Origin of the sequence: Corynebacterium sp. HMSC067D03 (assembly GCF_001811185.1) — a bacterium.
In the GTDB taxonomy this organism is placed as follows: Bacteria; Actinomycetota; Actinomycetes; order Mycobacteriales; family Mycobacteriaceae; genus Corynebacterium; species Corynebacterium coyleae.
In genome coordinates this window covers 1-13,335 of record NZ_KV803820.1, presented here as the reverse complement: position 1 = coordinate 13,335, position 13,335 = coordinate 1, and the positions used below count along the sequence as shown (strand labels likewise).

At 58.2% G+C, this 13,335-nt stretch carries 14 protein-coding genes; 6 read left to right on the top strand and 8 right to left on the bottom strand.

Annotated elements, in window-relative coordinates:
• Positions 1–11 precede the first annotated feature (11 nt).
• The gene (gene ppgK, locus HMPREF2785_RS05810) at positions 12–830 is read right to left on the bottom strand and encodes a polyphosphate--glucose phosphotransferase (RefSeq protein WP_070614508.1); all 819 of its coding nucleotides are present in this window, start codon (positions 828–830) and stop codon (positions 12–14) included.
• A 160-nt stretch (positions 831–990) separates the two neighbouring features.
• Here ppgK and HMPREF2785_RS05805 point away from each other — a divergent pair, with 160 nt between their 5' ends.
• On the top strand, positions 991–1,284 hold the full coding sequence (locus HMPREF2785_RS05805) for a DUF4193 domain-containing protein (RefSeq protein ID WP_070422359.1): 294 nt from the start codon (positions 991–993) through the stop codon (positions 1,282–1,284).
• A 43-nt stretch (positions 1,285–1,327) separates the two neighbouring features.
• Here HMPREF2785_RS05805 and HMPREF2785_RS05800 read toward each other — a convergent pair whose 3' ends face one another.
• Entirely contained in the window at positions 1,328–1,849 is a 522-nt protein-coding gene (locus HMPREF2785_RS05800) for a DUF3093 domain-containing protein (protein ID WP_070569925.1), read from the bottom strand.
• 56 nt (positions 1,850–1,905) lie between these two features.
• Between HMPREF2785_RS05800 and dut the strand changes: the two genes are divergently transcribed.
• The 4 genes from dut to dxs all read left to right on the top strand — a co-directional run bounded on the left by dut (position 1,906) and on the right by dxs (position 6,715).
• Complete coding sequence (dut, locus tag HMPREF2785_RS05795) at positions 1,906–2,382, top strand: dUTP diphosphatase (RefSeq protein ID WP_246816787.1); 477 nt, start codon at positions 1,906–1,908, stop codon at positions 2,380–2,382.
• Positions 2,383–2,453: 71 nt separating this feature from the next.
• A complete protein-coding gene (locus tag HMPREF2785_RS11570) occupies positions 2,454–3,404 on the top strand; it encodes a DUF3710 domain-containing protein (protein WP_083279413.1) in 951 nt (316 codons plus the stop codon).
• A gap of 2 nt (positions 3,405–3,406) precedes the next feature.
• Positions 3,407–4,666, top strand: coding sequence for a class I SAM-dependent RNA methyltransferase (locus HMPREF2785_RS05785; RefSeq protein WP_246821171.1), 1,260 nt, complete (start codon positions 3,407–3,409; stop codon positions 4,664–4,666).
• Between the two features lie 129 nt (positions 4,667–4,795).
• On the top strand, positions 4,796–6,715 hold the full coding sequence (gene dxs / locus HMPREF2785_RS05780) for a 1-deoxy-D-xylulose-5-phosphate synthase (RefSeq protein WP_070614507.1): 1,920 nt from the start codon (positions 4,796–4,798) through the stop codon (positions 6,713–6,715).
• Between the two features lie 4 nt (positions 6,716–6,719).
• Here dxs and HMPREF2785_RS05775 read toward each other — a convergent pair whose 3' ends face one another.
• Together HMPREF2785_RS05775 and HMPREF2785_RS05770 are read right to left on the bottom strand one after the other, a co-directional pair.
• On the bottom strand, positions 6,720–7,997 hold the full coding sequence (locus tag HMPREF2785_RS05775; RefSeq protein ID WP_070614506.1) for an HRDC domain-containing protein: 1,278 nt from the start codon (positions 7,995–7,997) through the stop codon (positions 6,720–6,722).
• A 16-nt stretch (positions 7,998–8,013) separates the two neighbouring features.
• Positions 8,014–8,652: a DUF3000 domain-containing protein gene (locus tag HMPREF2785_RS05770; RefSeq protein WP_371325696.1), complete on the bottom strand. Its 639-nt coding sequence runs from the start codon at positions 8,650–8,652 to the stop codon at positions 8,014–8,016.
• A gap of 134 nt (positions 8,653–8,786) precedes the next feature.
• On the opposite strand from HMPREF2785_RS05770, the gene hemQ reads away from it, so the two are divergent.
• On the top strand, positions 8,787–9,491 hold the full coding sequence (gene hemQ / locus HMPREF2785_RS05765) for a hydrogen peroxide-dependent heme synthase (protein WP_180950015.1): 705 nt from the start codon (positions 8,787–8,789) through the stop codon (positions 9,489–9,491).
• A gap of 13 nt (positions 9,492–9,504) precedes the next feature.
• On the opposite strand, the gene msrB is transcribed toward hemQ, so the two are convergent.
• The 4 genes from msrB to HMPREF2785_RS05745 all read right to left on the bottom strand — a co-directional run bounded on the left by msrB (position 9,505) and on the right by HMPREF2785_RS05745 (position 13,192).
• The gene (msrB, locus tag HMPREF2785_RS05760; RefSeq protein WP_070483781.1) at positions 9,505–9,918 is read right to left on the bottom strand and encodes a peptide-methionine (R)-S-oxide reductase MsrB; all 414 of its coding nucleotides are present in this window, start codon (positions 9,916–9,918) and stop codon (positions 9,505–9,507) included.
• A complete protein-coding gene (locus tag HMPREF2785_RS05755) occupies positions 9,915–11,150 on the bottom strand; it encodes a glycosyltransferase family 87 protein (RefSeq protein ID WP_070614505.1) in 1,236 nt (411 codons plus the stop codon). Before HMPREF2785_RS05755 ends, msrB begins: the two co-directional genes overlap by 4 nt.
• Before the next feature lie 25 nt (positions 11,151–11,175).
• The gene (locus HMPREF2785_RS05750; protein ID WP_070614504.1) at positions 11,176–11,946 is read right to left on the bottom strand and encodes a pyrimidine reductase family protein; all 771 of its coding nucleotides are present in this window, start codon (positions 11,944–11,946) and stop codon (positions 11,176–11,178) included.
• Positions 11,947–12,013: 67 nt separating this feature from the next.
• Positions 12,014–13,192, bottom strand: a complete 1,179-nt coding sequence (locus HMPREF2785_RS05745; RefSeq protein ID WP_070569913.1) for a multidrug effflux MFS transporter — start codon at positions 13,190–13,192, stop codon at positions 12,014–12,016.
• Positions 13,193–13,335: the final 143 nt, after the last annotated feature.

Below are 13,335 nucleotides of genomic sequence, written 5' to 3'. Positions count from 1 at the left end.
CCCTACAGGATTTACCTATGAGGTGAGCCAGCGACATGACCGGCACCGGCCTTGGCAGCGCCCACGATGCCTGCTCGATTCAGTAACTTGGCCACAACTACTGGAGTGTTGACGTTCAGCAGTGGAACCCACTGGTCACTGTTTTCCGAAACACCGCCGCCAACGATGATGACATCCGGGTTGAGGAGTCGTTCGTATTCGCAAAGAACAGTTTCCACGCGCTTGGCCCAATCGTCGTAAGAAAGGCCTTCCCTCGTGCGCACGGCGGATGACGCAAGGTGTTCGGCCTCCGTGTCGTCGATAAGCAGATGCCCGAGCTCGCTATTGGCAAAGAGCTGACCGTTAGCTAGAAGCGCTGAGCCGATACCCGTGCCAAACGTCAGAAACAAGGCAGAGCCGCGCTGTGCTTCGGGGCATCCGAAAGACACCTCCGCAAGCCCGGCTGCGTCGGCATCGTTGAGCACAGTGACATCGTGGTGCCCCAGCACGGTAGAGAAGAGCTCAACCACATCCGTGCCCACCCAAGTCGGGTCAATATTCGCCGCAGTGCGAGCAATGTTGCGGACAATCACGCTCGGAAGCGCAATCCCAACCGGGCCTGACCATGCTGCTTGACGCGTTAACTGCGCGACCGCCTCTGCAATAGCGTCAGGGGTCGCCGGTTGTGGCGTAGCCACCTCAAGTCTTTCACCGTGAAATTCGCCACTGTGAAGGTCGACAACCGCAGCCTTCAGGGAGGAGCCTCCAACGTCAACTCCAAAGCCGAACCGGGATGAAGGGGAAACTGAGCGCGACACGTGCGACTCGTTGTGTGGTTGAGGTGAGGTCATGTGCGCAGTGTACAAACTTGCACCCTTGTGCGGATGATGTCGAAAAAATGAGTTTCTACCAGCAAAGATGACAGAAGCATGGACGTGCTTTAGTATTCCGCTCAAATGTCGCGTGTAGAGGCGCGATCAAGCACGACGTTGAGCTGGAGGAACATCAAGCATGGCCACCGATTACGATGCGCCGCGCCGCCGCATGGACGACGACATCGAAACCGACTCCCTCGAAGGCCTGAAGGCAGCAGAGGTTGCAGGCAGCAGCATGGACGATGATGGGGAAATCGTTGAGCCTGTCGAGCCCCCGACGCAGGACCTCTCGGGTGAGGAACTCAATGTTGAGGTCAAGCCGCGACAGGAAGACGAATTCACCTGCGCGTCCTGCTTCTTGGTGCAAAAGAACAAGCGCCTCGCCTATGTCGAGGACGACGGCTCCAAGATCTGCCTCGACTGCGAGTAATTAGTACCAGGCGGCGCAAGCCGTTATCCGCTCCTCGCAGAGATTAGGAGCGGCCCGTAAGGCCCGGAACGAATGCATCAAGCACGGCTTCCGGGTCTTTTGCTGAAATAAGCCAATACGGCGTCGGATCCTCAGGGTCATCGAGCACGAGAAGAACATGCTCGGGCACCCACGACCGCGTGATGAGGAACGCTGCCGGATCGAGTTGCCTACCCAAAGCATTCTGGCGGGCGGAAGCCGGCACAACCGTCGCGCGGTCCACGACCGTACTGGGCAAGTTCGCATCCCCGGCGAGCAACCAGCGGGTCCCGTCAGGGTCCTGCTCAACGGTCAGCGTGTAGCGTGAAAGCCACACCAAAAACCAGACCGCTAACGCGCCTGCAACAACAAAGCCGCCGACAAACCACCACATGTTGCGGTTCAGTGCGAGCTCGCCTGCGAGGAGCAGCGTCAGGCCTGCAACTGCAGCCCACCAGTACCAAGGCACCCATTGGCGCTCGGTATACAGCACTTTCGGTGCATCCGGAGCGGAAGTGTCGGAAGGATTCACTGGGTTCGTAGTCACCCCTCATACCTTAGGCATTGATATCGGAGGAACCCAGCTGCCGTATGGTTGGCAGCGTGGAAGAGCAACAATCAATCGCGCGTATCGACGACACCATCGGCCCAATCGCAGTCAAGCGACTTGACCCTGATTTGCCCTTGCCTCACCGGGCTCACCCGGAAGATGCCGGAGCTGACCTTTACTCCGCAGAGGATGTGACGCTCCAACCAGGTGAGCGAGCGCTTATTGGCACAGGAATTGCGATTGCGCTTCCTGTAGGCACAGTAGGATTGATTCACCCGCGTTCCGGGCTCGCAGCAAAGCAGGGCTTGAGCATTGTAAATACTCCCGGAACCGTCGATGCAGGGTACCGGGGCGAGCTCAAGGTGTGCCTCATTAACACCGACCGGTCTGAGCCGATTGTCATCACACGTGGAATGCGTATCGCACAACTCGTCGTGCAACGTGTGGAACTGGCAAGCTTTAAAGAAGTAGACGAGCTCGATGAGACGGTCCGAGGCGCTGGCGGCTACGGATCGACTGGCACGAACTAACTCTGTGTCGCTCTGGGGGCTACAGTCTTTAGCGACGAAAACGTACTGAGAATTTAGAGGAGGTACCTGCAATGGCAATCTGGCCGTTCAGGAGGAAGAAGAAGGCCGAAACAACCCCGGAACCGCAGAAGGTTGTAGAGGAGTCAACCGCGGCACCGGCAGCGTCCGAGGCTGAGGCGCCCGAATCGGTTGCTGATACCCAGTCGGCATCTGCTACGGCAGATGCGCAGGTAGAGGCGCCGGAGCTTCGTGTGGCAGAAGGCGTGCAGGTCCTTACAGATTATGACCCGATCAATGGCTCCACGGGTCCGTTCGATGGCGATAACGTCAACATTGATGACTTTGACTTTTCGGACTTCTCCCAGGCCACGCTGAACCTCGGATCCATCCGGATTCCACTGCCGAAGGAATCCCAGGTCCAGGTGGAGATGGGCGAGCAGGGCCCCAAGATGGTTCACATCGTCACCCGCTTCGGCCGCCTGACCCCGGTGGCGTTTGCTGCTCCGCGAACCGGTGGTTTGTGGGAGGAATCTTCCGACGAGATCATCGAAGGTATGCGTTCTGAGGGTATGCCCGTCGAAATTGAGCAGGGGCCCTGGGGTCAAGAGATCGTAGGAACCGGCACTAACGGCGTCATTCGAATCATCGGTGTGGAGGGGCCGCGCTGGCTCTACCGCGTGACACTTGCTGCTCCGTCCGGTTCGGAAGACCAGCTTGCGCAACTTGGTCGTGAAACGGTCGCGCGCTCGTTTGTTTACCGTGGCGACGACCCGATTCTTGCTGGAAACTCTCTCCCCGTTGTGCTTCCTGAGCAGCTGGCAAAGCAGGTGCAAGAGGCTGTGGAGGCGCGTGCTCAGCAGGCTCAGGGCGCTCAGGAAGCCCCCGCGGAGGGTAACCCGAACGTGCTGAGCGACGCGTTGCAGAAGATCATCGCTCAAAATGTCGAAGGCCAAAAGCAGCTCCGCGAATTCCGTGAGGCGCAGCGCGCTCAGCGCCAAGCCGGACGCGGTAAGTCCGAGTAGCTGTGACTGACGAGATTACTGCCGGCCTCGTGCTGAAGTTGTCTGTGAGGGCAATGGCGCACGGGGGAGAAGGCATCGCCGACGCCCCAGACGGGCGCGTCGTTTTCATCGCGGGCGCAATTCCCGGCGACACGGTTGAAGCGCGACTGACCCGTGTGAAAAAACGCTGGGCACGTGCAGAGCTTGTCAAAGTAGTGGATCCATCGCCTCACCGTGTCAGATCGGCTTGTCCTGCGGCAGCAGCAGGTGCGGGGTGCTGCGACTTCGCGCACATTGACCCGGCGGTACAGGTATCGCTCAAACGCGACGTTCTTCTTGGCCAACTCGGTGCGCTTGCGAGCAAGAGTGGTGTTGTCGAGGCGGATGTCGTCGAGAAGCAATTGCGGGTTGTGGAGCTTGAACCCAGAACTGGTTGGCGCACCCGTGTCCGCATGGGCGTTGATCCGCAAGGACGAGCCGGAATGCGTGCACTGAAATCGTCAGACGTTGTCGGTGGTGTCGTGTGTAGTCAGGTCGCGCCGCAAGTGCTCGACGGCATCATTGGCGACGACGCGGCTCGATACACGCCCGGCAGTGAGATTGTGGCGGTCGTGGATTCCCGCGGGAAACGTCACGTTGTGGAAACACAGTCGGCGCAGCGTGGCCGACGCGTTGAGCGTATTCACAAGGTGCTTGAAGGCCCGGGGTTGGTCACCGAGGTGGTAGACGGTCACGAGTTTTCCTTTCCCCCTACAGCATTTTGGCAAGCGCACCTCAACGCGGCGCAAACCTATAGCGACCTCATTAAAGAATGGGGAAGCGACAACTACACGCACCGTAACGGATGGGATCTGTACGGAGGCGTCGGTGCATTTGTGCCTGCGATCAATGAGACAATCGGCGGCGGCAGGATCGACAGTGTTGATTACTCCGCTTCGGCGACGGCGAACCCACAGCCAGTGGAAGACGAGTTTGATGTGCATCGCCACAATGCGAAGGTGGAAGTTGGAATCAGCGAGCTTCCGGCTCCGGGACTTGTTGTCTTAGATCCGCCTCGGTCAGGGGCAGGGCGTGATGTCGTCGACAAGATTGCGCAAGCGGCTCCAGAACGCATCATTCACATCGGTTGTGATCCAGCAACCTTTGCGCGCGACCTCGCAGGCTTTGGCGCGCACGGATTTAGAGTCGAGCACATCGCTCTTATCGATGCTTTTCCCAATACTCACCATTTTGAGGTCATGGCATCACTTGTGCCTGACCACAATGGTGGTGCGGAGGAATAGGGTCAACCAATTTCGGAGTGTAAGCTGACCAGAACCGATTCCGCACTACGCAACGTGCGGAAACCATACGGGAACACTGCAGATGCGGACCGCATCGCGGCGAAAAACCTGAAGGAGAGCGACAGGATAGTGGGACTGCTCGAGCATATTGAGACACCGGCAGACGTGCAGAAGCTCGCGCCGAGCCAGCTCAACGCGCTCGCGGACGAGATCCGGCAGCTGCTCATCCAGAAAGTGTCAGCAACCGGAGGACACCTCGGACCGAACCTCGGCGTTGTTGAGCTGACACTGGCGCTGCATTACGTTTTCGATTCCCCGAACGACCCGATCATCTTTGACACATCGCATCAGTCGTATGTGCACAAGATTTTGACTGGACGTGCGAACCAGTTTGATTCCTTGCGCAAGAAGGGCGGTCTTTCTGGGTACACGTCGCGATCTGAATCAGAACACGACTGGACCGAATCTTCCCATGCCAGTGCCTCGCTGTCCTATGCTGACGGTCTTGCCAAAGCGAAGGAACTCACCGGTAATTCGGACGATCACGTCATCGCAGTTGTCGGTGACGGAGCGCTCACAGGTGGCATGTGTTGGGAAGCACTCAACAACATCGCGGCCGGAAACCGCAACGTTGTCATCGTGGTTAACGACAACGGACGTTCGTACTCTCCGACGATTGGCGGGCTGGCCAATAACCTGACCAAGCTCCGTGACCAGCTTGCCGCTATTCGGATCCAGCCTGGCTACGACGAGGTCATGGAGTCTGGGAAAAAGACCCTCAAATCTATGGGGTGGGTCGGAGAGAAGACCTTTGATGCGTTGCATGCGCTCAAGGAGGGCGTGAAGTATCAGGTTCTTCCAACCGAAATGTTCCCGGACCTTGGTATGAAATATGTCGGTCCAGTCGAGGGGCATGATCTCAAGGCACTGCTCAACGCCTTTAAGTATGCCAAGCGCTACGAGGGGCCGTTGATCGTGCATGTTGTCACTGAGAAAGGCCACGGTTTCGCCCCGGCAGTCAATGACGTAGCCGACCAGATGCACTCTACCGGCGTGATCGACCCTGTAACAGGAAAAGCACTGGCCACCTCTAAGCCAGGTTGGACCGCCGCTTTCACCGAAGAGCTGCTTCGCGCAGGCCACGAACGCGATGACATCGTTGCGATCACTGCGGCAATGGCGGGGCCAACCGGTCTGCAGCCATTTGGTGAGCAGTTTCCAGACAGGTTCTTCGATGTGGGGATTGCGGAACAGCACGCAGTGACGTCTGCCGCTGGTATGGCACTCGGTGGATTGCACCCGGTTGTGGCGATTTACTCGACCTTCCTCAATCGTGCTTTTGACCAGTTGCTTATGGATGCAGGTTTGCTCCACCAGCCGGTTACGTTAGTGCTGGACCGTGCAGGCGTAACTGGCTCCGACGGCGCAAGCCATAACGGTGTTTGGGATATGGCGATCGCATCGATCGTCCCGGGTGTCCGTATCGCCGCACCTCGAGACACTCAGTCGTTGCGCGAAGAGTTCAGGGAGGCCCTTCTTGTCGACGACGCCCCGACGATCGTACGGTTCCCGAAGGGCTCTGCCGGCCCGACGATCCCGGCACTGCGAAACGTCGGCGGTGTAGATATCCTCGCCGAACCCACAGGTGATAGCAGCGATTCAGAAATCGACGTGCTACTCGTTGCCGTCGGCGCATTTGGTCAGGCCGCGCTCGAGATTGCAGATGCGCTTGTCGACGACGGTATCCGCGTAACTGTTGTCGATCCCCGTTGGATCATTCCCGTCAACGCCGCGCTGTGTGACCTGGCTGTCGAAGCTGACATGGTTGTGGTCTATGAAGACGGCATCATTCGAGGCGGCGTCGGATCTGCTATCGCTGAGGCGTTTTCGGCAGCAGAGGTGGACACACCGCTACGCCAACTCGCGTTTCCGGATGTGTTCCCCCGGCACGGGTCCCGCGACGAAATCCTCCAGGAGTACGGACTCGATGCGGAGTCTGCCACCCTGCAGATTAGAGAGTGGGCACAGCGACTCGCTGACAGCGAGTAAGGCGCTATTGAGCGCGCTTCCTGCGACGGCGACGTGCTGCAGCTCGCCCAGATGACGGGGTTTTGCCCTGCGGGATTCCTGCTGCTTTCGCTTCAGCTTGGGCCCGTGCGAGCAGCGGTGCCGTAAGGGCGATCTGCCATGGGCGTGCCCCAGCACGCTTCAGTTGCATAGCAGCAGCGTCAGTGCTCCATACGGCGTCGGAGTCTGGGGCGGTCCACATAACTTGTCGCAGCACTGCAGAAGAGAGCAGCATATCTGGACGGATGTTTTGTTGCGCCGCCACTTCAGAGACGTACTTTCGCGCCGACTGCAATGCGTGCCAGGAACGTGGGTAGTCGTGTTCCCACACAATTTTTGCGGGAGGGTCAGTCGGTGCAGGCTGCGCGGGGGTTGGCCATTGTTCGGGGTCCTCAGCGAGCGCCTGTTCGACGAGACTAAACCAGAATTTGGTTTTCGTTGTATTGAGCGATCGGTAGCGCAGGCAGTTTCGTAGTTCCCATGGGGAGGATGGCACAGTACGAGCGATGGTGACGATTGATTCGCTCGAGAGCATGTGACCGGGAGAGATGTCTTCTTTTCGGCAATGTTCGTCGCGGGCGGTCCACAGCGTTTTAGCGAGCTGCAGGCTCCTGGCGGAGCGTAGCCCTGACACTCCCTTCATGTCACGCCATGTCTCATTAAAGGGTGCGTTGTCCGGTCCGAGCTCGTTGACAATCCGCTCAAACTCCTGCTCGGCGAACGAAAGCTTGCCTTCGTTGTCCAATTGCTCGGCGAGAGCCTCTGCGAGATCGTGGAGGTGTGCGACATCTAACGCGGCGTATTCTTGCCACGTTGGTGGCAGAGGTGTGGTGGACCAGTCCTCGTGGCCGTGACCTTTTTTAAGTTCTACTCCCACGAAGTGCTGCACCATCGCCGCCAAATTTGGCCTATTAAACCCTGCGAAGCGGGATGCGAGTTCTGTGTCAAAGATTGTGCCTGGGTAGAGACCGAGCATTGCGAGCGACTTAAGATCATCGACGGCAGCGTGGATAATCCAGTCCTCACCGTTGATGACGGGAGCGAGGGCATCATGAAGCGCGTCTCGGTTGCCTTCCGGGGCGAACAGGTACGTATCGGTATCTCGTCGATAAATCTGCACGAGGAACGCTCGGTCGTCATAACGAAATGACGCTGCGCGCTCGGTATCGATGGCGTAAGCGCCTCGACCTTCTGCCAATGCCGCCGCTGCGCGAGAGAATTGCTCGGGAGTTTCTACGAGGTGGTACTGCACCTGGGATGTCATGTTGCGTAAGTATGCCCTAGCGTGCGTTGAGCTGTGTCACACCCTCTGGTGGAAGCCCGGCAACATGTGCCAAAACCTTGGAAAAAGCCTCGACGTGGCTCTTCAAGTCGATCCCCTCAGCAGTCCAGGAGGCGCGCATCTCCAACTGGTATGCGCGGGGAGGTCCACCGATCTCACCGAAGCGTACTGATGCGGTCGAAGTAACCGTGCCGCCAAGATTGGTGAACCCAGCACTGGTCTCCGCGAGCGATTCATTGAGCCACTGCCAAGCGACGTCAGGTAGCAACGGGTCTGACGCCACAGCATCATCCATGTCCGCTTGGATATAGGCCACCAGCCGCATGGTGCCCTCCCAGGCCTCCTCGGCGGCAGGGGAGTGCAGCAGGATTAGTCGGCCGAAAGCATCGCCTTCTGAATCGACCGGGATGTTGTCACCGTCCTCGTTCGGGTGAACGACTTCGAGCCCCACAGCATGGCTAAACGGTGCAGGTCGCTGCGGCGGTCGGATAGTCCCGAGGGAAATCTCAGGACGCAGCTGGGCTGCATGCATTGACTCGACGGCCTTAGAAAAATCCGCCGGCCAGTTCTCGTTTGCGCCTTCCCCGAGCGTATCCGCACTATGTGTGGAGGTCTGGGGGGTGGTGTCCGGATTCATCACACGCATAAAGGTATCGACCCGTTGCGTGTGGTGGGGGAGGCGCGCCGACATATCGTCGAGACGCAATGTGCGACAGCGTAGACTCATTACGACTTTAGTTTGATCTGCCGTATCGGCAGGGAAGGAGCGTCATCATGGCCAAGCTTGACTTTGCGAAACTCAACGCCACGCAGCGTTATCTGCAGTTTGCAGTGTTCCGTGCAATTCCCGGTGCTCTTGGGACGGAACGTACTCGTATCATCGAAGAAGCGCAGGCTTTCTTCCGCAAGCTTGAAGAAGAGGGCGTCGTTGTTGTTCGTGGCATCTACGACAACACCGGCATTCGTGCTGATGCAGACTTCATGATCTGGTGGCACGCAGAAGAGTTTTCCGACCTACAAAAGGCACTGGCTGATTTCCGACGTGAGACTGCGTTCGGTCAGCTCGTTGAGGTGAGCTGGCTTGGCAACGGTTTGCACCGTCCTGCAGAGTTCAACAAGTCCCACCTGCCGAGTTTCATTATGGGGGAGGAACCGGGTGACTGGATCACGGTCTACCCCTTCGTTCGCTCGTATGACTGGTACATCATGGACCCCCAGAAGCGTCGCCGAATCCTTTCTGAACACGGCCAAGCCGCCCGCGACTTTGCGGACGTGCGCGCGAACACCGTCGAGGCGTTTACGCTCGGCGACTACGAGTGGATGCTGGCATTTGAGGCGCCAACGCTCGAGCGCATTGAGGCCCTGATGAAGACGATGCGCTACACCGAGGCCCGCCTGCACGTGCGCGAGGAGGTTCCGTTCCAGACCGGACGTCGCGTCAGCGACATCGCGGAGATCATCAACATCCTGCCGTAGGCCGGATGAGGCCCTAGGCCTCTTCCAGCGTCAGGCTAATGGAGTTGATGCAGTAACGCAGGTCGGTGGGGGTGTCAAAACCCTCGCCGGCAAACACGTGGCCGAGATGAGAGCCACAGTTCGCGCAGAGTACTTCCGTACGGATCATTCCGTGAGAGCGGTCTTCGCGCTCAATAATCCGATCGCCCGCCAGTGGGGAAAAGAATGCTGGCCACCCGCAGTGTGCGTCGAACTTTTCTGAGGACCGAAACAGTTCCTCACCACATGCTCTACAGCGGTAGACACCTTCAGTGGTGGTGTTGGTGTATTCGCCCACACCGGGTGCCTCGGTGCCGGCCTCCCGCAGGACCCGAAACTCTTCAGGGCTAAGTTTTTCTCGCCACTGTGCTTCGGTGAAGTCCTTGTAATTTGGTTTGGATTCGCTCATTGTCGCGTCCTCTCCTTTTGTGGCGCCGATGTGATTTGAGTAGACCATACCCACGATGCCACCGCGACAATAAACACGGCCCATCCAAATGTGGGAAGAAAAGTGTTCAGCCACCGTCCAAGCAGTATCGCGTCAGGCGTAACCCAACTCAGTGGCGCGAGACATAAAACGGCGCCCAGCCACGTTGGCCAAGTGTGAAGGGGGCTGGCGCGGTGAAACACAGTAAACAGGGCGGGGAAGAGCATCATCGAGTAGTACGCCTGTCCGAGTGAGGACAGTAGGCATACGCCTGCGAGCAGGACGCCGGTGCTCAGGGTCAGCCAAAGCCATTCGTCGCTATAACGCCAGCGGGCTAAACCAATGATCGCCGCCGCAACAGCAGATGCAGCGACGACAAAGAGGATGGTGTGCGCCCAGGCAGGCATACCGAAATAGACGGCAAAACCTGCGAGCGAAGAGTTGGCATAGTCGCGTGTGATGCCTAGATACGGCACAACAACGTCGATGTAGTCGCGAGCACCTGGAGTCAGCGGCCAGGCAATGACGTTGAGGAATACAGGTACGGCGACACCGCTAGCAACTACCTTCCACCGCATTTTCATCAGTGGCAGTACGAGAAGCGGAGCGAACATTGGCTTGACGACGACCGCCAGCCCGAGCACGATACCCGCACCGACATCACGCCTAGCGAGAAACAACGCGATAAACGCAGTCAGGGCGAGAAGTAGTACACCGTTGATGTTCGAAAACACCAAGGTATTTGTCACGGCTTCCGTCATAAATGCAAGGGCTAATGCGATTGGAAGCACCGGGTGAGACATGCGGAAGCCCGCTAGCTGCGTAAGCCATGTGACTGCAGCAATAATGCAAAGCGCGTTGAACAGGATGAAAAATGGCCTCGCGCTTTCCATACTTGGAAGCATCCCAAGAGGAGAAAGTAGCAGCGTAGCACCCGGGTTATAGAGGTAGTGCGGGTCAACGTGCTCGTAAATCTCGTTGTACACAGGTACTCGGTCGACGAAGCGGCGTGCCGCCGACCAGACCGTAGTGAAGTCGTCGGTCACCGATCCGGTGCGTGCGAGGACAAAAAGCCTGTGCACGATCAAGATGACTGCCAGTGGCCAAGCCAAAGCACCTGCGCCTCGAAGCGTGGAGGTTGGTACCTCCGCGTGGGAACGCGTCGCGACGGGCGCTGGGGCGACCCAAAAATCATGGAGGCGAGTTTGCAACATCACGGGTGATACCGTACCGGCTCGATTAGCCTTTTCGGTCCCGCACCCTTCGGTAACGGCAAAACAGCAGGGAATCGCTTGTTGCTTTAACCGACTCGAGAACAAAGGGGATGTTGCGATCGTCGTCACTGTGCCCGAACAACCTCACTTCAGAAGGCTGCAGCACTGCGTGAGGGCTGATGGTGTAATGAAATACGTCTACCGCGTCTTCATTCAGCATCTGGGTGTTGAGCTGTGGACCTCCCTCGCAAACGATGCGGGACATACCGTGCATGTGCAGCGCTTCAATTGCTGTTCGCATGGAGTCATCTACGAGCGGGAGGATGCTGCCACCAGCCTCGGTGATGTCATGTGCGCGAGCAGCAACCTCAGGGGTATCGAGCATATCCTGGGGGACGGCGAATATCGGCGCTGCGAGACTATTGGAGAAGAGCTGCGAGGACGTATCAAAACCGAGGCTGCGGCTTAACACCACAATCGGAGGCGCGACAGACTGCCCGTTTTCCTTCCGTTGTTGCTGTTTCTCTGGCGAGACTCGCGCACCGAAGTAGTCTTCCTTTCGTACCGTTTCCGCACCAACGAGCACTGCATCAGACCACACGCGAAGGGCGTTGAGCAATGCGAAATCGGTCGCATTTCCCAAGCCGGCAGATGCTCCCTCGATTGCGGCAACCCCGGTGAGCGAAGCAATACCAATCAAGCGTGTCTCGCACTCCCCAGGTGGAAGAACCGGCCCAATCAATACCTGCGTGTCGATCGAGTCGGGAAGCTGGTCTGAGGTGTTGGGGGTAAGCATCGTCGTTAATTGTAAAGCGGTTTTGTTTCTGGCCTCGTGGTTTTGGAACGTGGTGGGTTGAAGCTGATCAGCTTCGGTGAAAGCGTGAGCTGATGCGTGCTCCCGTAAGCGCCAAACCAGCGCAGGTGAGCACGCCGAGCGCCATCGCAGCGGCTGGGTTTGGGCCGAGCGCAACAAGTGGTGGAACGAGTCCACCGATAATGAATTGGAAGAACCCCATGACACCGGTTCCGGCTCCGGTACCGATGTCTCGCACTTCCTCGATAGCGAGAGCGGAAGCATTCGCCATGATGAATCCCGCCATCGCGGAGAGGATTGCGATAAAAGGAATCATTGCGGTGCTTGGACCCAAAATGGAAAATGCGAGGAGTATCGCACCCACTGTGAGATCAACTCCGAGTGCGACGGTAAGGAGCGCGCGCGGCTGGTGCCGCTTGAGCAGCCGCATGTTGAGCGTGTTGCTCAGTGGAATGAGCAACGCGATGCTCCCGAAGACGAGAGAGAATGTGGTTGGGCTCAGACCGAGCTGCAATTGGAGGACTAGGGGAGAAGCCGCGATGTAGGAAAAGAGCGTGCCAAAGCCCAAACCTGCAGCCACCATGTATCCAGTGAACGCGGGACGTTGTAGACAGCGCCCCATCCGCGGAAACATCTGGCGCAAGGTGCCACTTGTCCGCTTGTGGGAGGGCAGCGTCTCGGGAACGAGCCACAAAGCGACAACGAGCTGCGCAAGATTGACTGCAGCGATTGTCCAAAAAACGCCGCGCCAGGTGAATGCGGGAATGATGAGGCCACCAAGCACCGGGGCGATTGCAGGCATAAACCCGGAGATCGCCATGAGCGCTGAAAGTCCGCGCGCGGCTTGTTTTCCGTGAGCAATGTCGGGGACGACAGCACGAGCAACGACGATCGCGCATCCACCTGCGAGGCCTTGGAAGAAGCGGGCGCAAATGAGGAATGCGATGGAATCGGCTAGCGCGCAAGCCACCGAGGCAACAAGGGCAACGGCGGAAGCCACAATAATGACAGGCTTTCGTCCGGTCCCGTCGGAAATCGCCCCAAACAAGAGATTGCCAAGGGCCATACCGAGCATGAACCCGGTAATGGTCATCTGGGCAAATGAGTGGGTCGTCGACAAACTCGTAGCTAGTTCTGGCATGCCCGGGAGGTACATGTCGATGCCCAGGGGACCAGAGGCGGTAAACAAAGCCAGCGCGGCAAGGAGGCCACCAGAAAGTTTCTGCACGCCGGTAGGATAGCCGCTCCGGATTTTGGTGAAGCGATGCCTATTGAAGTCTCATGACCATTGCAGTGAGCGAGAACAGCAGAGGCAACAATCGGGGGAGCTGCACACACAGTGGGGTGTCATGATTCCGGTGGACGGTGAAA